The sequence below is a fragment of the Pseudomonas sp. SJZ077 genome, assembly GCF_007993905.1.
GTDB lineage: Bacteria > Pseudomonadota > Gammaproteobacteria > Pseudomonadales > Pseudomonadaceae > Aquipseudomonas > Aquipseudomonas mandelii.
The window spans coordinates 1-18,790 of sequence record NZ_VIUJ01000003.1 but is presented as its reverse complement, the minus strand read 5'-3'; the positions used below and the strand labels follow the sequence as shown (position 1 = coordinate 18,790).

The 18,790-nt window shown below is 60.1% G+C and carries 16 protein-coding genes; 7 read left to right on the top strand and 9 right to left on the bottom strand.

From position 1 onward, the window contains the following. Window position 1: 1 nt before the first annotated feature. Window positions 2-697: an extensin family protein gene (locus FBY01_RS07010; protein ID WP_145306827.1), complete on the top strand. Its 696-nt coding sequence runs from the start codon at window positions 2-4 to the stop codon at window positions 695-697. 16 nt (window positions 698-713) lie between these two features. On the opposite strand, the gene FBY01_RS07005 is transcribed toward FBY01_RS07010, so the two are convergent. Next, window positions 714-1,334 (bottom strand): energy transducer TonB, encoded by a 621-nt coding sequence (locus tag FBY01_RS07005; RefSeq protein WP_077748315.1) that lies wholly within the window; start codon window positions 1,332-1,334, stop codon window positions 714-716. 93 nt (window positions 1,335-1,427) lie between these two features. Between FBY01_RS07005 and FBY01_RS07000 the strand changes: the two genes are divergently transcribed. Then, window positions 1,428-2,210, top strand: coding sequence for a class I SAM-dependent methyltransferase (locus FBY01_RS07000; protein WP_010462878.1), 783 nt, complete (start codon window positions 1,428-1,430; stop codon window positions 2,208-2,210). Window positions 2,211-2,318: 108 nt separating this feature from the next. Here FBY01_RS07000 and FBY01_RS06995 read toward each other — a convergent pair whose 3' ends face one another. Beyond that, complete coding sequence (locus FBY01_RS06995; protein ID WP_083374923.1) at window positions 2,319-2,963, bottom strand: TetR/AcrR family transcriptional regulator; 645 nt, start codon at window positions 2,961-2,963, stop codon at window positions 2,319-2,321. A gap of 93 nt (window positions 2,964-3,056) precedes the next feature. On the opposite strand from FBY01_RS06995, the gene FBY01_RS06990 reads away from it, so the two are divergent. From FBY01_RS06990 to FBY01_RS06975, 3 genes are all read left to right on the top strand, one after another. Beyond that, window positions 3,057-4,157, top strand: a complete 1,101-nt coding sequence (locus FBY01_RS06990) for an efflux RND transporter periplasmic adaptor subunit (protein ID WP_077748316.1) — start codon at window positions 3,057-3,059, stop codon at window positions 4,155-4,157. Between the two features lie 6 nt (window positions 4,158-4,163). Beyond that, window positions 4,164-7,229, top strand: coding sequence for an efflux RND transporter permease subunit (locus tag FBY01_RS06985; RefSeq protein ID WP_145306825.1), 3,066 nt, complete (start codon window positions 4,164-4,166; stop codon window positions 7,227-7,229). 546 nt (window positions 7,230-7,775) lie between these two features. Further along, entirely contained in the window at window positions 7,776-8,165 is a 390-nt protein-coding gene (locus FBY01_RS06975) for a DUF6124 family protein (RefSeq protein WP_145306823.1), read from the top strand. A gap of 69 nt (window positions 8,166-8,234) precedes the next feature. On the opposite strand, the gene FBY01_RS06970 is transcribed toward FBY01_RS06975, so the two are convergent. The 3 genes from FBY01_RS06970 to plsB form a co-directional block, all read right to left on the bottom strand. After that, entirely contained in the window at window positions 8,235-8,924 is a 690-nt protein-coding gene (locus tag FBY01_RS06970; protein ID WP_010462869.1) for a DUF4197 domain-containing protein, read from the bottom strand. A 28-nt stretch (window positions 8,925-8,952) separates the two neighbouring features. After that, entirely contained in the window at window positions 8,953-9,327 is a 375-nt protein-coding gene (locus FBY01_RS06965) for a YbaY family lipoprotein (RefSeq protein WP_145306821.1), read from the bottom strand. Between the two features lie 77 nt (window positions 9,328-9,404). Next, window positions 9,405-11,906, bottom strand: coding sequence for a glycerol-3-phosphate 1-O-acyltransferase PlsB (gene plsB / locus FBY01_RS06960; protein WP_077748320.1), 2,502 nt, complete (start codon window positions 11,904-11,906; stop codon window positions 9,405-9,407). Window positions 11,907-12,073: 167 nt separating this feature from the next. Between plsB and FBY01_RS06955 the strand changes: the two genes are divergently transcribed. Continuing rightward, a complete protein-coding gene (locus FBY01_RS06955) occupies window positions 12,074-12,283 on the top strand; it encodes a cold-shock protein (protein ID WP_010462862.1) in 210 nt (69 codons plus the stop codon). Between the two features lie 121 nt (window positions 12,284-12,404). On the opposite strand, the gene FBY01_RS06950 is transcribed toward FBY01_RS06955, so the two are convergent. From FBY01_RS06950 to FBY01_RS06935, 4 genes are all read right to left on the bottom strand, one after another. Continuing rightward, window positions 12,405-12,782, bottom strand: coding sequence for a hypothetical protein (locus FBY01_RS06950; protein WP_010462860.1), 378 nt, complete (start codon window positions 12,780-12,782; stop codon window positions 12,405-12,407). A 75-nt stretch (window positions 12,783-12,857) separates the two neighbouring features. Next, the gene (locus FBY01_RS06945; protein WP_010462859.1) at window positions 12,858-13,667 is read right to left on the bottom strand and encodes a putative RNA methyltransferase; all 810 of its coding nucleotides are present in this window, start codon (window positions 13,665-13,667) and stop codon (window positions 12,858-12,860) included. After that, window positions 13,667-14,818: a succinyl-diaminopimelate desuccinylase gene (gene dapE, locus FBY01_RS06940; protein WP_010462857.1), complete on the bottom strand. Its 1,152-nt coding sequence runs from the start codon at window positions 14,816-14,818 to the stop codon at window positions 13,667-13,669. Before dapE ends, FBY01_RS06945 begins: the two co-directional genes overlap by 1 nt. A gap of 196 nt (window positions 14,819-15,014) precedes the next feature. Further along, on the bottom strand, window positions 15,015-17,606 hold the full coding sequence (locus FBY01_RS06935; protein WP_010462855.1) for a glycosyltransferase: 2,592 nt from the start codon (window positions 17,604-17,606) through the stop codon (window positions 15,015-15,017). 217 nt (window positions 17,607-17,823) lie between these two features. Between FBY01_RS06935 and tcdA the strand changes: the two genes are divergently transcribed. Further along, a complete protein-coding gene (gene tcdA, locus FBY01_RS06930; RefSeq protein WP_010462854.1) occupies window positions 17,824-18,636 on the top strand; it encodes a tRNA cyclic N6-threonylcarbamoyladenosine(37) synthase TcdA in 813 nt (270 codons plus the stop codon). Window positions 18,637-18,790 lie beyond the last annotated feature (154 nt).

The window sequence follows — 18,790 nt, the reverse complement described above, 5'->3', positions numbered from 1 at the left end:
GATGCGGTTTCGGTGGTGGCTGTTGTTGATGCTGTTAATGATCGGTGCGGCGGGCGTGAGCGTCTGGCGCGGCTGGATCTCGCTGCCACCCCAGTGGAACCCTTGGGCGCCGCTGGACGTGAAGGCCGCCCCGAACTTTCTGACGCGCTATAAACTGATGCGCCTGCGCGATGATCCGCAATTGTGTGATCAGGCCTTGAGCAGCTCCGGTTTACGTGTTGCGCATCAGGCCGACAGCCCCGGCGCGACGTGCCCATTGATCAACACCTTGCGTGTCCAGGGCGGCGATGTGGCGTTGAGCAGCAGCTTTCTCGCCAGTTGCCGTTTGGCGGTGTCGTTTGCCCTGTTCGAGCACCACGCCCTGCAACCCGCCGCGCAAGCGGTGTATGGGCAGCCTGTCAGCCGGGTCGATCATCTTGGCAGCTTCGCCTGTCGCAACGTCTATGGCCGCGAAAACGGCAGGCGAAGCCAGCACGCCAGCGCCGATGCGCTGGACATCGCCGGTTTCCGCCTGGCGGATGGTCGCTCCATCAGCGTGCTCAAGGATTGGCCCAAGGATAATCAGGACGCCCAGTTTCTGCGCCAGGTCCGCGATGGCGCCTGTGGCGTGTTCAGTGTGGTGTTGAGCCCGGACTACAACGACGCCCATCGCAATCACTTTCATGTCGATGTCGGGCCGTGGTGGGTGTGTCGCTGAGGGCTTTTGTTGAAGGTCAGGCGGCGATGCGCAGGTTTTGCAGGACGATCGGGCGAGCCCAGCCGGTATCGAAATCGAAGTGTTTTTGTTGCTCGACCAATTCTTCGGGGGAGAACGGCGGGAACGGTTTGTCCAGCAGGTCGAGTTCGAATTCGGCGATCGGCAAGTGCAGAGGACGCGGTTGTGGTGCCGGGCCGGCTTCTGGCGCAGGCTGACCGGCGGTGAGCACGATCGGCCGCACCCAGCCACTTTCAAAGTCTTGTTGCTTCTGCTGGGCGACGATTTCTTCAGCCGGGAACGGCGGGAAAGGCTTGTCGGCCAGGTCCATTTCGAACTCGGCAATCGGCAAGAACAGCGGCTCGGGTGGTTTGACTTCGGTTTCTTTCACATCGCATTCGCGTTGGCTGACGATGTGCGCCAGCAGTTCGCTGCCGACGGTCGGCTCCACCGGGCTTTCGAGATCAACCGGAGGAAACGTGCCACACGCCGGCACCACATCCGTCGACTGTTCGGCCAGGGCCTGGGCAAAAAAATCCTGCCACAGGTGACTGACGCCGCTCAGTGCCTGGGAATTTCGCAGGCCATAATCGCCATGACGCGATATGTAGCCTACGGATGTGGATTGAATGCCTGACATTTTTCTCGGTCGACGCTCAGCTCTGGCAAAATGCTCGTTAGTTTTGTTATCGGCCGTTTTTGCCGATCATTAATTTTTTGAGCGTGTTTCCCCATGATTGAGCAACCTGCGGCCTGCCGCATCCACGTCGAGGCCTCAGCCCCGGCGTTCCAGCCACAAGCCGAGCAGTGGGCCGAACGCCTGGGCTTGCCTTTGCACGTGGATGACGGCGAGTTTGCCTTGCAGGTAGGCGAACAAGGTTTGCAGCTGCAACAACTGGGGCCGGACGCACCGGGGCCGGTGCGGGTGGACTTCGTCGAGGGTGGCGCGGCGCATCGGCGGTTGTTCGGCGGTGGCACTGGGCAAATGATCGCCAAGGCGGTGGGCATCGCCCAGGGCGTGCGTCCGCGTGTGCTGGATGCCACGGCGGGGCTGGGCAAGGATGCGTTCGTGCTGGCGAGCCTTGGCTGCGAGATGAGCCTGATCGAGCGTCAGCCGCTGATTGGCGCGTTGCTTGAGGATGGACTGGCCCGTGGCGCGGAGGATTTCGACGTGGCGCCAATCGTGGCGCGGATGAAGTTGCTCAAAGGCAACTCAATCGAGGTCATGCGCAACTGGGAAGGCGAGCCGCCGCAAGTGATCTACCTCGACCCGATGTTTCCGCACCGTGAGAAAACGGCGTTGGTGAAGAAGGAAATGCGTCTGTTCCGGCCGTTGGTCGGCGATGATCCCGATGCGCCGGCACTGCTCGAGGCCGCATTGGCACTGGCCAGCCATCGGGTGGTGGTCAAGCGTCCGCGCAAGGCACCGTGTATTGCCGGACCCAAGCCCAGTCATGCGCTGGACGGCAAATCCAGTCGGTATGACATTTATCCGAAGAAAGCGCTCAAGCCGTAAGACCGCGTTGCACCATTCGCGGGCAAGCCTCGCTCCTACAGGGGCTGTGTTAAACCTGTCGGAGCGAGGCTTGCCCGCGAAGGCGCCAGACCAGACAACCAAACCTTATCAGGCTGTCTCTGGTCGATAAGCCCGCATAAACAACCCCACCACCTCCCGTACATGTTCCTCGGCCGCATCGCCCGTCACCGGCTCTCCGCAGCCATACAGCAAGCGGAAATTGCCCGCGCCCTTGAGCAGGCAGAAGAAATGCTCGGCCGCATTGCGCGGTTTATCGATGCTCAACGCGCCGCTCTGATCAACCTTGGTCAGCAACCGTTCCATGCCATGCAACATGCGTTGCGGCCCGGCCTCGAAGAAGATCAGTGAAAGTTTCGGGTCCTGGCTGCCCAGGGCCATTATCAGCCGATGCAGGTTCACCGATTCATCGCTGTTGATCAGCTGGTGAAAGCCGCGTGCGATGTTCAACAGCACCGTTTCTACCGAAATGCCATCCGGCAACTCGAAAAACAGCGTGGGCAACTGCTCTTCGCACTTGGCCATCACGGCGGCGGAGAACAGCGTCTCCTTGTCGTTGAAATGGCTGTAGACCGTCAGCTTCGACACGCCGGCTTCAGCCGCCACGGCATCCATGCTGGTGCTGGCGTAACCATTACTCAGAAACAAAATTTTCGCCGCATCGAGGATGGCCTGGCGCTTGGCCAGATCCTTGGGGCGGCCCGGGCCGTTGGGTGCTGAAAGATTGTTCGACATTCTTCGCTTTAATACTGGACTGGTGAGTTTGCTATTAATAACATACTCGCCAGTATAATTATTCCAAGCACCATTAGCGAAAGGTCCTTCACCATGTTCCGCTATGCCTTGCCCCTCGCGTTGCCAGTGTGTCTGGCGTTTCTATTGTCTGCGTGTGGCCACGAAGAGGCGCCGAAAATCACTGTCCGCCCGGCCATGGTGGTGCAGCCAGAGCCTTCGGCCCAGGCAATGGAAAGCTATCCGGGTGAAGTGCGGGCTCGTTATGAGCCGGACCTGGCGTTTCGCATCGGCGGCAAGGTAAGTCGACGACTGGTAGAAGAAGGGCAGCGGGTCAAGGCCGATCAGCCTTTGGCCGAACTCGATCCCCAGGACGTGCGCCTGCAACTGGAAGCCACCCGTGCGCAAGTGGCCGCCGCCGAGGCCAATCTGAGCCTGGTGCGCGCCGAGCGTGATCGCTACAAGACGCTGATGGACCGTCAGATGGTCAGCCGTTCGCAGTACGACAACGCCGAAAACCTTTACCGATCCGGTGAAGCACGCCTCAAGCAAATCAAAGCCGAATTCAACGTCTCGACCAATCAGGCCAGCTACGCGGTGCTGCGAGCGCCCCAGGATGGCGTGGTGGCCAAGCGTGCGGTGGAAGTAGGGCAAGTGGTGGCGGCCGGGCAAACCGTGTTCACCCTCGCCACCGATGGCGAGCGTGAAGTGTTGATCAGCTTGCCGGAGCAGAGCTTCGGCCGCTTCAAGGTTGGTCAGCCCGTCTCGGTAGAACTCTGGACCCAGCCCGATCAGCGTTTTGCCGGGCGGATCCGTGAGCTGTCGCCCGCTGCCGATCCAAAGTCCCGCACCTTCGCTGCCCGGATTTCATTCACCGGCGGCAAGGTCCCGGCCGAACTCGGCCAGAGCGCCCGGGTGTTCGTCCAGACAACTGACGTGATACCGCTGTCCGTACCGCTATCGGCACTGACGGCGGAAAACGGCGCGACCTATGTCTGGGTCGTCAGTGCCAACAATACCTTGAAGAAAACCCCGGTCCGGGTCGGTGCCTTCGGCGAAAAAACCGTCCCGGTGCTCGAAGGCCTGAATGCCAGCGACTGGGTGGTGGCCGCTGGCGTCCATGTTTTGCTTGAAGGGCAGCAAGTGCGCCCGGTGGATCGCTCCAACCGCGTGGTCAATCTGGCGGACAAGGAGTAATCCCCGATGGGTTTCAATCTTTCCGAATGGGCGCTGCGCAATCGCCAGATCGTACTGTTCCTGATGCTCTTGCTGGCTGTCGTCGGCGCGCTTTCCTACACCAAACTCGGCCAGAGCGAAGACCCGCCGTTCACCTTCAAGGCCATGGTGATCCGCACCAACTGGCCGGGCGCCACGGCGCAGGAAGTCTCGCGCCAGGTCACCGAGCGCATTGAAAAGAAACTGATGGAAACCGGGGAATACGAACGCATCGTGTCGTTCTCCCGTCCGGGCGAATCCCAAGTGACGTTCATTGCTCGTGACTCCCTGCATTCGGTGCAAATACCGGACCTTTGGTATCAGGTTCGCAAAAAGGTCAGTGACATTCGGCATACGTTGCCGCCGGGCATCCAGGGGCCGTTTTTCAACGATGAATTCGGCACCACCTTCGGCAATATCTATGCGCTGACCGGCGAGGGATTTGATTACGCGGTGCTCAAGGATTACGCCGACCGCATTCAGATCCAGCTGCAGCGGGTGAAGGATGTGGGCAAGGTCGATCTGCTCGGGCTGCAAGACGAGAAGGTCTGGATCGAACTCTCCAACGTCAAACTTGCCACGCTCGGTCTGCCATTGGCCGCGGTGCAGCAAGCCCTTGAAGAGCAGAACGCGGTGTCCACCGCCGGGTTCTTTGAAACCACCAGCGAGCGATTGCAGCTACGGGTCTCGGGGAATTTTCAGACAGTCGATGAGATCAAGAACTTCCCGATCCGCGTCGGTGATCGCACTTTCCGTATTTCCGATGTGGCGGACGTGCGTCGCGGCTTCAACGATCCACCGGCGCCGCGAATGCGCTTCATGGCGGAAAACGCCATCGGTCTGGCCGTGGCGATGAAGGACGGCGGCGATATTCTGGTGTTGGGCAAGGCGCTGGAGATCGAGTTTGACCGCATCCAGAAAAACCTTCCGGCCGGCATGCAGCTGCGCAAGGTTTCCGATCAGCCCGCAGCGGTGAAAACCGGTGTCGGCGAGTTCGTTCAGGTGTTGGTGGAAGCCCTGGCGATTGTGTTGCTGGTGAGTTTTTTCTCCCTCGGTGTGCGCACCGGCATGGTGGTGGCGCTGGCGATTCCGCTGGTGTTGGCGATGACCTTCGCCTGCATGTATTACCTAGGCATCGGCTTGCACAAGATTTCCCTCGGCGCGTTGGTGCTGGCCTTGGGCTTGTTGGTCGACGACGCGATCATCGCCGTGGAAATGATGGCGATCAAAATGGAGCAGGGCTTCGACCGTATCAAGGCCGCCAGTTATGCCTGGACCAGCACCGCGTTCCCGATGCTTACCGGCACCCTGATTACCGCCGCCGGATTCTTGCCCATAGCCACGGCGCAATCGGGCACTGGGGAATACACGCGCTCAATCTTCCAGGTGGTGACCATCGCGTTGCTGGCTTCTTGGATTGTGGCGGTGGTGTTTGTGCCGTACCTGGGGGAAAAACTCCTGCCGGACCTGGCGAAGATTCATGCCGCCAAACATGGCACGGGTCAGCCCGACCCTTATGGCACGCCGTTCTATCAACGGGTCAGGCGCTTGGTGGAGTGGTGCGTGCGCTGGCGTAAAACTGTCATCGTGCTGACCGTGGTGTTGTTCATCGGCTCGATCGTGCTGTTCCGCTTTGTGCCGCAACAATTCTTCCCGGCCTCGGGTCGACTTGAATTGATGGTCGATCTGAAACTCGCCGAAGGCGCGTCCCTGAGCAACACCGCCGACGAAGTCAAACGCCTTGAAGCCTTGCTGAAGGATCACGCCGGTATCGACAACTACGTGGCCTACGTCGGCACCGGTTCGCCGCGTTTCTACCTGCCGCTGGATCAGCAACTGCCGGCGGCCAGCTTTGCTCAGTTTGTCGTCCTGGCCAAGACCATCGAGGAGCGTGAAACCCTGCGCACCTGGCTGATCGAAACCCTCAACGAACAATTCCCGGCCTTGCGCTCTCGGGTCACACGCCTTGAAAACGGTCCGCCGGTTGGCTACCCGGTGCAGTTCCGGGTGACCGGTGAGCACATCGAGGAAGTCCGCGCATTGGCCCGCAAAGTGGCGGCCAAGGTTCGCGAGAACCCGCACGTGGCGAACGTCCATCTGGACTGGGAAGAACCGAGCAAAGTCGTCTACCTGAACGTCGATCAGGACCGCGCCCGGGCCTTGGGCGTGAGCACGGCGAACCTGTCGAAGTTCCTGCAAAGCTCCCTGACGGGGTCCAGCGTCAGCCAGTACCGCGAAGACAACGAGTTGATCGAGATCCTGCTGCGCGGCACCCTGCATGAGCGCACCGAACTGTCGTTGTTGCCGAGCCTGGCGGTGCCGACCGACAACGGCCGCAGCGTCGCGCTGTCTCAGGTCGCGACGCTGGAATATGGCTTTGAGGAAGGCATCATCTGGCACCGTAATCGCCTGCCGAACGTGACGATCCGCGCCGACATCTACGGCAAGGAACAGCCGGCGACGCTGGTGCAGCAGATCTTGCCGACCCTCGACCCGATTCGCGCCGAATTGCCGGACGGTTACTTGCTGGACGTCGGCGGCACGGTGGAAGACTCGGCCCGTGGCCAGAACTCGGTGAAGGCCGGCGTGCCGCTGTTCATTGTGGTGGTGCTGACCTTGCTGATGCTGCAACTGCGCAGTTTCTCGCGCACGGTGATGGTGTTCCTGACTGCACCGCTGGGTCTGATTGGCGTGACGCTGTTCCTGATGGTGTTTCGTCAGCCGTTCGGTTTTGTCGCGATGCTCGGGACCATCGCACTGTCCGGGATGATCATGCGTAACTCGGTCATTCTTGTGGATCAGATCGAGCAGGACATCGCCGCCGGGCTCAAACCGTGGCAAGCAATCATCGAAGCCACGGTGCGACGCTTCCGACCGATTGTGCTGACCGCGCTCGCGGCGGTGCTGGCGATGATTCCGCTGTCCCGCAGCGTATTCTTTGGGCCAATGGCGGTAGCGATCATGGGCGGGTTGATCGTGGCGACTGCGCTGACATTGCTGTTTTTGCCGGCGTTGTATGCGGCGTGGTTCAGGATCAAGAAAGAGTCGGTGTAATCTCGGCGGCCTTCGGGCCGCCCGCTCTCTTGCTGACGTTCACCGCTCTAAATTGTGGGAGCGAGCCTGCTCGCGATGGCGTCGTGTCAGGCAATACATTTCGCAAATGGACGACCGCTTTCGCGAGCAGGCTCGCTCCCACAGTTAATCTTCTGAATACAAATACCGTGTACGACACAAAACCCTGTGGGAGCGGGCTTGCCCGCGATGGCGATCTGGCAGGCGACTATGTTTAAAGATCTGCCAAAACATCAGAACCTTCCCACGAAATTTTCAGGTTGTCTGTCGGAAGCGCGATCTCTAGGCTTTTGGGTGTCGCTGCAAAAAGCAGCGACCGGGTTTCGCAGCCCGGTTAAACTTCAGACGCACAGCGTCCACCATCCGAAAGCGGGCGTTTTTTTATGCCTGTGTTATGGCGGCTGTGCGCGGGAGATCTTCGGGTCTGCCGGGTTCCTGAAGTCCCGGTCTGCGAACCTGCGTACAGCTGCCACCTTATGTTCGTTTCGCAGCGAACGGTGACAGCTCCACTACTTCAGGAGTTACACGATGATTAAAGACAGCCCAAATCCTCCAGACACGGAAGCAGAACTGGAAAAAGAAACCGACCCGGTTTCCCCTTACGCCTTTCTCGATTCCAAAAAACTCCACGACGCGGCAATTCGCGCTCTTGATCACTATTTGGCGCCACCACCCGAAAAAAAGGCTAAAGCTGACCGTCGTCCCAGCTCGGTTTTCGTCATCGCCCCCAACGTTGATTCCGAAACCCTTTTGGCTCACGCCTGCGAAACCCTCGTTTCGGCAAATGTGATGGCCAGTGAGTTAGCCTTCGGTCTGAACGGACCGACATGCAATCTTATGTTGGCGGTTCAACAGATGATTTCGCTGGCGGAGTTATCGGTAAATCGCGTTCTGGATCAGGTTGATCCGCACCAGTAGCGCAAACGGAAAAAGCCCACTGACCTGTAAAGACCAGTGGGCTTTTTTGCGAGTTTCAATTGCCTGGAATTAAAGCGTACCAAAGACTTTCTTCGCCAGACTCGTCGCCGCCGCCGCAGGGTTCTTGCGAATGGCTTCTTCCTGTTTGCCGATCATCTCGAACAAGCCGTTCAGTGCCTGCTCGGTCACGTAGCTTTCGATGTTGGCGTTCTTGGTATCCAGCACGCCCATGGTCGCTGCCTGGCCTGCGAAGGTGTTGTATTGCTTGGCCAGGCCGACCTGGTCGGTGGCTTGTTTCACGATCGGCAGGAACTTGACCCGAATCTGTTCGCGGCTGGTTTTGCTCAGGTACTGGGTGGCCGAGTCGTTGCCGCCGCTGAGAATCCCTTTGGCGTCATCGACGCTCATCTTCTTCACGGCATCCACCAGTATTGGCTGGGCCTGGGTCACGGCGGTTTCGGCCGCTTTGTTCATGCTGGTTTCCAGCTCTGTGACCTGATCGCCCATGCCGAACTGTTTCATTTTGCTGGCGACTTTGCCCAGTTTGCCCGGCAGTTCGATTTTCACGTCCGGGTTGTTGCTGAAGCCGCCTGGCGTGCCGAGTTGTTTGACGGCCAGTTGCGCGCCTTGGGTCAGGGCATCCTTGAGGCCACCGGTGGCGTCTTTTTGCGACAGGTCATTGAGCGACAGCGCCAGTGCGCTGGCGGAGATCATCAAGCCTGCACACAGGCCGGCAAAGCGAAGGGTAGGGCGGAGCATGGCGGCTTCCTTGTTCAAAAAAGAGACATTAGCGAATGGCGTCGACGCGGATTTTCAGTGGCTGCGGATCGCTGCCATCCAGCTGTACGGCGTGGTGTTCGGTGGTGATGAACATCAGTTTGCCGCCGACTTCGATGCGCGCGCTGACGGAGTAGCGATGGCCGGGTTTGACCTGGGCCGGATCGTAACTCAGATGAAACGGCAGCGGCACCTGGCCTTTGACCGGGCCTTTCTGTTCGTCGAGGATAACGGCGGGCGCATCCGCCAGGGACACGTCCTGCAAGCTGACGCTTAAGGTGGCGCTCGGTGGCAGGGCAATGCGTTGCAGGTAGAAGACTTCGCCATCGAGGGCGGTTTTAGCGGCGGGTTGCATCGTTTGACAGGCGCCCAATAAAGTGGTCATTGCCAACAAGAGAGTTTTTTCATCGCCGATCTCCGGTCAATGTGGGCGCGAGCAAGCTCGCTCCCACAGGGATTACATTAAGCCTCGGGCTGAGGGGCGACCTGATCCGCCGCATCTTCGCTGCGATGCAACGCCACCTGACGGATCGACAAACGAATCTCCGCCGGCAACACCCTTTTCGCCGCGCCTTCGGCCAGTTCGCCCAGCAGTTCGTGATAACTCAGCTTGCCGGCTTCGTCGCGTTTGAGCACGTCAAGATCCAGCATGGTTTGAATGAAGTGGCGGAACAGGCTCTTGTCGAAGAACTCCGGGGCATTCAGCCCGTGCAGGATCGACAGGCGCTGGGCCATGACGGTGCACAGGTCTTCCAGTTCTTCGGCGCTGATGCTGTTCTGGCCGCTGTTGAGCAGCAGGGACACGGTCATGTAGAAGCGTTGCAGTGTCTGGGCGATGCTCTTCGACAGCAAGGTCAGCAACACAAAATGTCGCGAGCTTGGCGCCGGGCGCAAGTAGACATCGTTCTCGAAACGCAGCAGACCTTGCTCGACGAACGCTTCGAGCCATTGATCGATCACGCCATCCAGCTCGTCCAGCGACCAGCGAATGAACAGCTCCGATTGCAGGTACGGATACAGCGCCCGGGTGTAGCGCAGGATCTGTTCGCGGCTCATGCGCGAGGCGCTCTGGAAGAAACTCGCGAGCAAAGCGGGCAGGGCGAAGATGTGCAGCACGTTATTGCGGTAGTAGGTCATGAGGACGGCGTTCTGCTCGTCCAGATACAGAATCTTGCCCAGGGCATCGCTTTGCTCGGACAACAGGTCCATGTCCTTCACATGCTCGATCAACGCCCGGCCGTCGCCGTCCGGCAGCGTGGTGTGCGGCGAATACGGGACCTTGCGCAACAGCGCCAGATACAAATCGAGCACCCGCGCCATGGCGCGATCATCCAGCGCCAGGCGCGTGGTGGACAGCAACGCCAGGGCCACCAGGTTGACCGGGTTGATCGCCGCCGCCTCGTTCAGATGCTGTGCGACTTTTTCGCCGAGACGGTTGGTGGTTTCGTTGAGCCAGGCCGGTTTGAACTGCGGGCCGAGTTCCTGTTTACGCCAGTCGGGCTGTTCGCTGTCGAGGAATTCCGCGAGTTTGATCGGTTCGCCGAAGTTCACCGCCACCTGGCCGAAACGCTGCTTGAGCGCACCGATGACTTTGAAGATGTCGAAGATCGATTCTTTCTTCTTGCTCGCACCACGCAGTTCGCCGAGGTAGGTTCGGCCTTCCAGCACACGCTCGTAGCCGATGTAGACCGGAATGAACACGATGGGCATGCGCGATGAACGCAGGAAGCTGCGCAGGGTAATTGCCAGCATCCCGGTTTTCGGTTGCAGCATGCGCCCGGTGCGCGAGCGGCCGCCCTCGACGAAGTACTCGACCGGGAAACCTTTGGTGAACAGAGTGTGCAGGTATTCGTTGAATACCGAGGTGTACAGCGGATTGCCCTTGAAGGTGCGGCGCATGAAGAACGCGCCGCCACGACGCAGCAGGCTGCCGATCACCGGCATGTTGAGGTTGATCCCGGCGGCGATGTGCGGCGGGGTCAGGCCATTGCGGAACAGTAAATAGGACAGCAACAGGTAGTCGATGTGGCTGCGGTGGCACGGCACGTAAATCACTTCGTGGCCCTGGGCAACTTTCTGCACGCCTTCGATGTGGTTGACCTTGATGCCGTCGTAGATCTTGTTCCAGAACCAGCTCAGCACTACTTCCAGGAAGCGGATCGCGGTGTAGGTGTAGTCCGAAGCGATCTCGTTGCCATAGCGCAGGGCCTGGGCCTTGGCTTTCTCCGGGGAGATGTTCTCGCGCTCGGCTTCGTCGAGGATCGCTTGCTTGACCAGCGGTTGATTGAGCAGGCCTTTGACCAGGTTGCGACGGTGGGAAATGTCTGGGCCGATCACCGCGGCTTTCAGGTTGCGGAAGTGCACCCGCAGGATCCGCTGGGCCATGCGCACCGTGCGCTCGTGGCCTTTGTTGTGGTCGATCAGCTCTCGCAAGTGAATCGGTGCCGAGAACTGCACGCGGGTCTTGCGCCCCAGCACGATGACGCTCAGCAACCGACGCAGGCGACCGGTAACGGCCCAACTGTCGGCGAAGAGCAATTTCCACGGGCTCGATTCGCTGTCGGGTGACTGCCCCCAGAACACGCTGACCGGAATGATCTGCGCGTCTTCGGCGGCGTTCTGGCTCAGGGCACTGACCAAGCGGGTCAGGGTGGGCGGCGCACCACGTTTGTCCTGTCGGCCGAGCCAGTCGGGCTCCGGTGTCAGGTAGAAAAATGCGGCGGGTTCCACCAGATTACCCACCGACACAGGCAGCACCGGACGGGGCAGGCCGGCTTTGCTGCATTCGGTGTCGACCACGGCCAGGTCGGTCAGCGAAGGGTTTTGCAGGACGTAGAACACCGGACGACTGCGGTCGAGGTTGAGGGTGAACGACGACTGGTTGATCGTCTCCGAGCGAACCCAGAGATAGAGCAGTCGGCGCAGGGTGCCAAAAACAAGACGGCGGAACGGGGAACGGGTCATACGGCTTCTGCGTGAGTGAGTAAAACCAAGCAATTGCTCGGGCGGCCGATAGTGTGCCGTATTCGTCGAAAATCGGCAAAAAAGCGGGTAAGTAAAGTTGAGTTGAGAGTTTTGGCGCCTGTCATATACTCGGCGCCTCAACAATAAAAAGAAGGGGGTATCGATTCATGGCTACGCGCGAAACCGGCAATGTGAAGTGGTTCAACGACGCCAAGGGCTACGGCTTCATTCAGCGCGAGGACGGGGTGGACGTGTTCGTGCACTACCGCGCGATCCGCGGTGAAGGGCATCGCTCGCTGGCTGAAGGTCAGCAGGTGGAATACGCCGTGGTGACCGGCGAGAAAGGCTTGCAGGCAGAGGATGTGGTGGGTTTGTAACCCCACTCCTCAGATCACACAAAAAACCTGTGGGAGCGAGGCTTGCCCGCGAAGGCGTCATCACTGGCGCTAAAAGCTTCGCGGGCAAGCCTCGCTCCTACAGGTTTTGTGGGAACGTGGATTACGCGGTTTTCCAGATGATTTCTTCTTCACCGTCAGCGCTGATGCGCATCCAGCGATCGGCCGTTTCTTCACCTTCTTCCTCAACCCAGCTGCCCGGTGCGCAACGCACTTCGACATTCAGTGCGGCAAACGCGGCGCGGGCGCAGGCGATGTCGTCTTCCCACGGGGTCTGGTCGCTGTCCAGGAACAGGCTGTTCCATTTGCCCACGGCTTTGGGCAGCCAGGTGACCGACACGTTCCCGGCCTTGCACTTGTAGGTCTGGCCCTTCTTGACCCATTCACTGCACTGGCCCAACGCTTCGCTAAGCCAGTCTGCAACGGCCTTGTAGTCGACGTCAGCGTCTTTCAGGTAAATCTCGATATCGGGTTGGCGCATGGATGTCCTCACTGCGGTCTTGAAAAATCCATTCGCGGATTTAGCCGGCCTCAAGCTGTTGCTCAAGACCAAAAATTATTGAAGTACGAAATAATCGTAGCGCATCGACACGGTGACCTCGAACGGCTCCGCCTGCTCGATGACCGCCGTCCGGCGTTCGGCACTGGCACGCCAGCCGTGTGGCGTCATGGCCAGCAGGTTGGCGCGATCCTGGCCATTTGAAAGTGTCAGTCTGAATTCCAGGGTCTCGCTGTGTTGCAGCGCCATGCCTTCCGGCACCAGGGCCAGATGCTTGTCGTCGGTGTATTCACGGACTTCGTCATACAGCCGCTCGCGCAATTCCATCAGGTGGCCGCTGGTCGGCCCGACTTTCATCAAGCCGCCGCCGGGGCTGAGCAGGCGTTTGGCTTCTTCCCAATCCAGCGGACTGAAGACGCTGGCGAGAAACTGGCAGCTCCCCGAGGCCAACGGCACCCGGGCCATGCTGGCGATCAACCAGGTCAGCTGCGGGTTGCGTTTGCAGGCGCGTTTGACCGCTTCCCGGGAGATGTCCAGCGCATAACCATCGGCATTGGGCAGGGCTTCGGCAATTTGCGCGGTGTAGTAACCCTCGCCGCAACCGATGTCCAGCCAGCGCTGGGGCGCGTACTGCGCGGCCAGTTCGGCCAGGCGCTTGGCCACCGGCGCGTAATGGCCGGCGTTCAGGAAGTCGCGACGGGCCTCGACCATGGCGAGGTTATCCCCAGGGTCGCGGCTGTTCTTGTGCTGCACTGGCAGCAGATTCAGGTAACCCTGCCGCGCACGGTCGAAACGATGCCCGGCGGGGCAGGCCACGCCGTTGTCCACCGCGTTGAGCGGTTCGCTGCAGATCGGGCAGGCGAGCATCAGGCGAGCAACTTGATCAGGGTCTGGTAGTAGATTTCGGTCAGCACATCGAGGTCGGCGGCCAGTACACGCTCGTTGACCTGGTGAATCGTCGCGTTGACCGGGCCCAGTTCAACCACTTGGGTGCCCATGGTTGCGATGAAGCGCCCGTCGGAGGTGCCACCGCTGGTGGAGGCTTTGGTTTCGCGCCCGGTGATGTCCTTGATGCTCGACGCCACGGCATCCAGCAATGCACCCGGCTCGGTCAGGAACGGCAGGCCGGACAATGCCCAGTCGATGTGCCAGTCCAGGCCATGTTTGTCGAGGATGTCGGCGACGCGCTTTTGCAGGCCTTCAACGGTGGACTCGGTGGAGAAGCGGAAGTTGAACACCGCCACCAGGTCGCCCGGAATCACGTTGGTCGCGCCGGTGCCGGAATTGACGTTGGAAATCTGGAAGCTGGTCGGCGGGAAGAAATCGTTGCCGTGGTCCCAATGCTCGGCGGCCAGTTCGGCCAGAGCCGGGGCAGCGAGGTGGATCGGGTTCTTCGCCAGGTGTGGATACGCCACGTGACCTTGCACACCGCGAACGGTCAGCTTGGCACCGAGTGAACCGCGACGGCCGTTCTTGACCACGTCACCCACCAATGTAGTGCTCGATGGTTCGCCGACGATGCACCAGTCCAGACGTTCCTTGCGCGCGGCGAGGCGTTCAACCACGGCCTTGGTGCCATGGTGCGCCGGGCCTTCTTCGTCGCTGGTGATCAGGAACGCGACCTTGCCCTTGTGATCCGGGTAGTCGGCGACGAAGCGCTCGGCGGCCACGGTCATGGAGGCCAGGCTGCCTTTCATGTCGGCCGCGCCACGACCGCAGAGCATGCCGTGTTCGTCAATCAGCGCGTTGAACGGGTCGATCTGCCAGGCAGACACCGGGCCGGTCGGCACCACGTCGGTGTGTCCGGCGAAGCACAGCACCGGGCCGTCGTGTTTACCGTGGGTCGCCCAGAAGTTATCCACATCTTCGATGCGCATCGGCTCCAGGGTGAAACCGGCATCGCCCAGGCGCTGCATCATCTGCTTCTGGCAATCGGCGTCGACCGGCGTCACGGACGGACGGCGGATCAGGTCGATGGCGAGTTGAAGGGTCGGCGAAAGGTCGGCGTGGGCCGTCATGTAAGACTCCGGAGCTTTATTTGTAGGAGCGAGGCTTGCCCGCGAAGAACGATAGTGAGGTGTATCTGTTACACCGAGTCGCTTCATTCGCGGGCAAGCCTCGCTCCTACAGGAATTGAGGCAAGGCGCGCAAAATGGCGGTTATCTTAAAGCAAAACGGCGGCCATTGGCCGCCGTTTAGTGCATCTGTACTGATTTAGACAGCCGGTGCGGTCGCGGCTTCGGCCACCGGTTTCGGCAGCGAAGACAGGAACGCCATGATCAGCGCCGCCAGGTACGGCAGCGACTGCACCAGCAACATGGTCACCCAGAAGCGCATGTCGTTGCTCGGCATGCCGTTCACCAGGTAAATCCCCAGCGCCGCACCCCACAACAGCAGCATGATGAACACCTCTTCGCGCGCCTCCGAAATCGCCACCCAGAAGCCGTGGTTATCGGCGTTCTTTGGTGTGCGGAAAAACGGAATGCTGCTGGTGAAGAAACCGTACAGCACTGCTTTGGCGATGGTGTGCGACAACGCCAGCCCGGCCAGCGCCGCGCAGAACGCATCCTTGAGGTTGACCCCCACCGCACGGCGGTAGAGGAAGATGATCTTGCCCACCTTGAATACGAACAGCGCCAACGGCGGGATGGCGAAAATCAGCAACGGCGGATCGACCCGCTGCGGCACGATAATCATCGCCGCCGACCACAAAAGGGCGCCCACGGTGAAGAAGATGTTCATGCCGTCCGCTACCCACGGCAACCAGCCCGCGAGGAAGTGGTAACGCTGGCCACGGGTCAGCTCGCTGCCTTTGCCGCGCAGCAGGCTGGTGGTATGACGCTTGATGATCTGAATCGCACCGTAAGCCCAGCGGAAACGCTGTTTCTTGAAGTCGATAAAGGTATCGGGCATCAGGCCTTTGCCGTAGCTGGTGTGGTAATACGCCGCCGACAGGCCTTTTTCGAACACCCTCAGACCCAACTCGGCGTCTTCACAGATGCACCAGTCGGCCCAGCCCAGTTCCTCGAGCACCGAACGTCGGGTCATGGTCATGGTGCCGTGCTGGATGATCGCGTCACGGTCGTTGCGGGTGACCATGCCGATGTGGAAGAAGCCTTTGTATTCCGCGTAGCAGAGCTTCTTGAACGTGCTTTCGTTCTGATCGCGGTAATCCTGCGGCGACTGCACCACGGCGATTTTCGGGTCGGCGAAGTGCGGCACCATGTGCTTGAGCCAGTTCGGGTCGACGCAGTAGTCCGAGTCGATCACCGCAATCACTTCGGCATCCTTGGCGGTGTGCGGAATCAGGTAGTTCAGCGCGCCGCCCTTGAAGCCGGCCAGTGGCGCGACGTGGAAGAACTTGAAACGCGGGCCCAGGGTTGCGCAGTAATCGCGCACCGGTTCCCAGACCGCCGGGTCCTTGGTGTTGTTGTCGATGATCAGGACTTCGAAGTCCGGATAGTCGAGGTTGGCCAGGGCGTTGAGGGTCTGTTTGACCATCTCCGGCGGCTCGTTGTAGCAAGGGACGTGAATCGACACTTTCGGTCGGTAGTCCGATTCGCCCACCACCGGCAGGAATTCGCGCCGCCGCTTGTGGGTCCAGACCGCTTCGGCCAGTTCATGCGCCTCGGTCAGCAATACGATAAAGACCCCGAGTGCGCCCAAGGCAAGGAGAAATCCTATCGTCAGGCTGAACCAGGTGCTGTATTGCAGGCTGTAGTCGTAACCGATCCACACCAGCACCGATCCGCAGAGGAAGGCGATAAAGGTCAGGAAGGTACGGCCGCGTTGACGCAGCGCCGAGCCGTCGATCATCAGCAGGGTCAGGGACAGCAGCGCCAGGACCACCGAACCGACCGCCAGCACGCGCCATTGCGGAATCGCGACAACCGGGCCTTCGAAGTTGAATTTCTGCTGGCGCGCGGCGTTGAAAACACCCCAGTAAGCGCCCACCGAACCTTCGTCGCTGGCCTTCCACGGTTGGTCAAACGCTTCGATCACGAAGTAGTTGAAACCCTGGCGGTTGAGCTTGTTGACCAGCGTGCGCAGGTAAATCGCCTGGTCTGCCGGCGACGCATCGGCGCCACCGCGCATACGGCCGTTGCTCGGCCAGCCGACTTCCGACAGCAACAGCGGTTTTTTCGGGAACATCTTTTTCAGATCACGGGCACGGTCGAGTACGAACTGCCCGGATTGCTCCATCGGCACATGTTCCCAATACGGCAAGACGTGGGCGGCGATCAGGTCGACGTGCTTGGCCAGGCTCGGGTTTTCTTCCCAGACGTGCCATTGCTCGGACGTGGTGACCGGCACTTTCACTGCCGCGCGGACGCGATCCAGAATGATGCTGAGTTCTGCGGCGGTAATTTCCTTACGAAAGATCGCTTCGTTGCCTACAACCACGCGAACCACGCTGCGGGAGGTATTGGCGAGTTCGATGGCGCGCAGGATCTCACGCTCGTTGCGTTCCTCGTCCGGGCTGATCCAGATACCGAGGGTGACCCGCAAGCCGAATTCTTCCGCCAGTTTGGGAATGTCTCCCAGGGAGCCGTCGACCGAGTAAGTACGGATGTTGTCCGTCAGCTTGCTCATGATCTCCAGGTCGCGACGCATTTCATCGTCGGTCGGGTACTGCTCCTTCTGCGGATACTGGCCTTGCTGGAACGGCGAGTACGAGAAGCCGGAGATCTGTTCGGGCCAGTTGGGGGCGGTGACCGGGCGATTGATCAGCGCCCAGAAGCCGGTAAACAAGGCGGCGATGGCGAGCACCACGACCAGGTTGAGTCCAAATTTACGCGATGACATAGCTATTTCAGGTTCCAAAGGCTGTGGAACGAAGGACCGGTCGGCGTGTGCCAAGGGGCGCGCATCCTACACCGGGCATTCCCTGAGCGTATAGCTGACAGGGAAATGCCCTACGTTTGGCAATCCCGTTTCGCATAAGTTCTTACACTTGTCGCGGGAACTTAGATCTTGTCGCTGTCTGGCCCTATAATGCGCGCCGGTTTTTAGGGTAATGGTCATGAGTACAGAAGATCCGCGGTTTGCAGGCATCGCCCGTTTGTATGGCATCGAAGGCTTGGAGCGTCTGCGCGCAGCCCATGTGGCCATCGTCGGTGTCGGTGGCGTCGGTTCCTGGGCAGCGGAAGCCATTGCCCGTTGTGGCGTCGGCGAGATTTCGCTGTTTGACCTGGATGACGTTTGCGTCAGCAACGCCAACCGCCAACTGCACGCGCTGGACAGCACTGTCGGCAAACCCAAAGTCGAAGTGATGGCAGAGCGGTTACGCGGGATCAACCCGGACTGCACGGTGCACGCGGTGGCGGATTTTGTGACGCGCGAGACCATGGCCGAGTACATCACGCCAAACATCGACTGCGTGATCGATTGCATCGACAGCGTGAATGCCAAGGCAGCGCTGATCGCCTGGTGCAAGCGCCGCAAGATCCAGATCATTACTACCGGCGGGGCAGGCGGGCAGATCGACCCGACACTGATCCAGGTCTGCGACTTGAACCGCACCTTCAATGACCCGTTGGCATCGAAAGTGCGCTCGACCCTGCGCCGTGACTACGGCTTCTCGCGTACCGTGACGCGTCATTACAGCGTGCCGTGCGTGTTTTCGACCGAGCAACTGCGCTATCCGAAACCGGATGGCAGCATCTGTTTGCAGAAAAGTTTTGTCGGCGATGGCGTGAAGCTCGACTGCGCCGGCGGGTTTGGCGCAGTGATGATGGTGACGGCGACGTTCGGCATGGTCGCGGCGACCAAGGCTGTGGATAAAATTGTGGCGGGTGTACGGCGGCCGGCGGATCGGGTCAAGCCTGAGGTTTAAGGTTGCAGTTGTCGGCCTCATCGCGAGCAGGCTCGCTCCCACAGGGGAACGCGTTCCAATGTGGGAGATTCTATGTTTGGGGGGAACACCCAAACATAGAATTTGGCTTGTATTCGGTTTGGTTTTTCATCAGGGCAAACATCACTCTGGCCAG

Excerpts from the sequence above, each read along its gene's own strand:
- FBY01_RS07010 (WP_145306827.1), top strand. The coding sequence starts at position 2 with ATGCGGTTTCGGTGGTGGCTGTTGTTGATGCTGTTAATGATCGGTGCG.
- FBY01_RS07005 (WP_077748315.1), bottom strand. The coding sequence starts at position 1,334 with ATGTCAGGCATTCAATCCACATCCGTAGGCTACATATCGCGTCATGGC.
- FBY01_RS07000 (WP_010462878.1), top strand. The coding sequence starts at position 1,428 with ATGATTGAGCAACCTGCGGCCTGCCGCATCCACGTCGAGGCCTCAGCC.
- FBY01_RS06995 (WP_083374923.1), bottom strand. The coding sequence starts at position 2,963 with ATGTCGAACAATCTTTCAGCACCCAACGGCCCGGGCCGCCCCAAGGAT.
- FBY01_RS06990 (WP_077748316.1), top strand. The coding sequence starts at position 3,057 with ATGTTCCGCTATGCCTTGCCCCTCGCGTTGCCAGTGTGTCTGGCGTTT.
- FBY01_RS06985 (WP_145306825.1), top strand. The coding sequence starts at position 4,164 with ATGGGTTTCAATCTTTCCGAATGGGCGCTGCGCAATCGCCAGATCGTA.
- FBY01_RS06975 (WP_145306823.1), top strand. The coding sequence starts at position 7,776 with ATGATTAAAGACAGCCCAAATCCTCCAGACACGGAAGCAGAACTGGAA.
- FBY01_RS06970 (WP_010462869.1), bottom strand. The coding sequence starts at position 8,924 with ATGCTCCGCCCTACCCTTCGCTTTGCCGGCCTGTGTGCAGGCTTGATG.
- FBY01_RS06965 (WP_145306821.1), bottom strand. The coding sequence starts at position 9,327 with ATGACCACTTTATTGGGCGCCTGTCAAACGATGCAACCCGCCGCTAAA.
- plsB (WP_077748320.1), bottom strand. The coding sequence starts at position 11,906 with ATGACCCGTTCCCCGTTCCGCCGTCTTGTTTTTGGCACCCTGCGCCGA.
- FBY01_RS06955 (WP_010462862.1), top strand. The coding sequence starts at position 12,074 with ATGGCTACGCGCGAAACCGGCAATGTGAAGTGGTTCAACGACGCCAAG.
- FBY01_RS06950 (WP_010462860.1), bottom strand. The coding sequence starts at position 12,782 with ATGCGCCAACCCGATATCGAGATTTACCTGAAAGACGCTGACGTCGAC.
- FBY01_RS06945 (WP_010462859.1), bottom strand. The coding sequence starts at position 13,667 with ATGCTCGCCTGCCCGATCTGCAGCGAACCGCTCAACGCGGTGGACAAC.
- dapE (WP_010462857.1), bottom strand. The coding sequence starts at position 14,818 with ATGACGGCCCACGCCGACCTTTCGCCGACCCTTCAACTCGCCATCGAC.
- FBY01_RS06935 (WP_010462855.1), bottom strand. The coding sequence starts at position 17,606 with ATGTCATCGCGTAAATTTGGACTCAACCTGGTCGTGGTGCTCGCCATC.
- tcdA (WP_010462854.1), top strand. The coding sequence starts at position 17,824 with ATGAGTACAGAAGATCCGCGGTTTGCAGGCATCGCCCGTTTGTATGGC.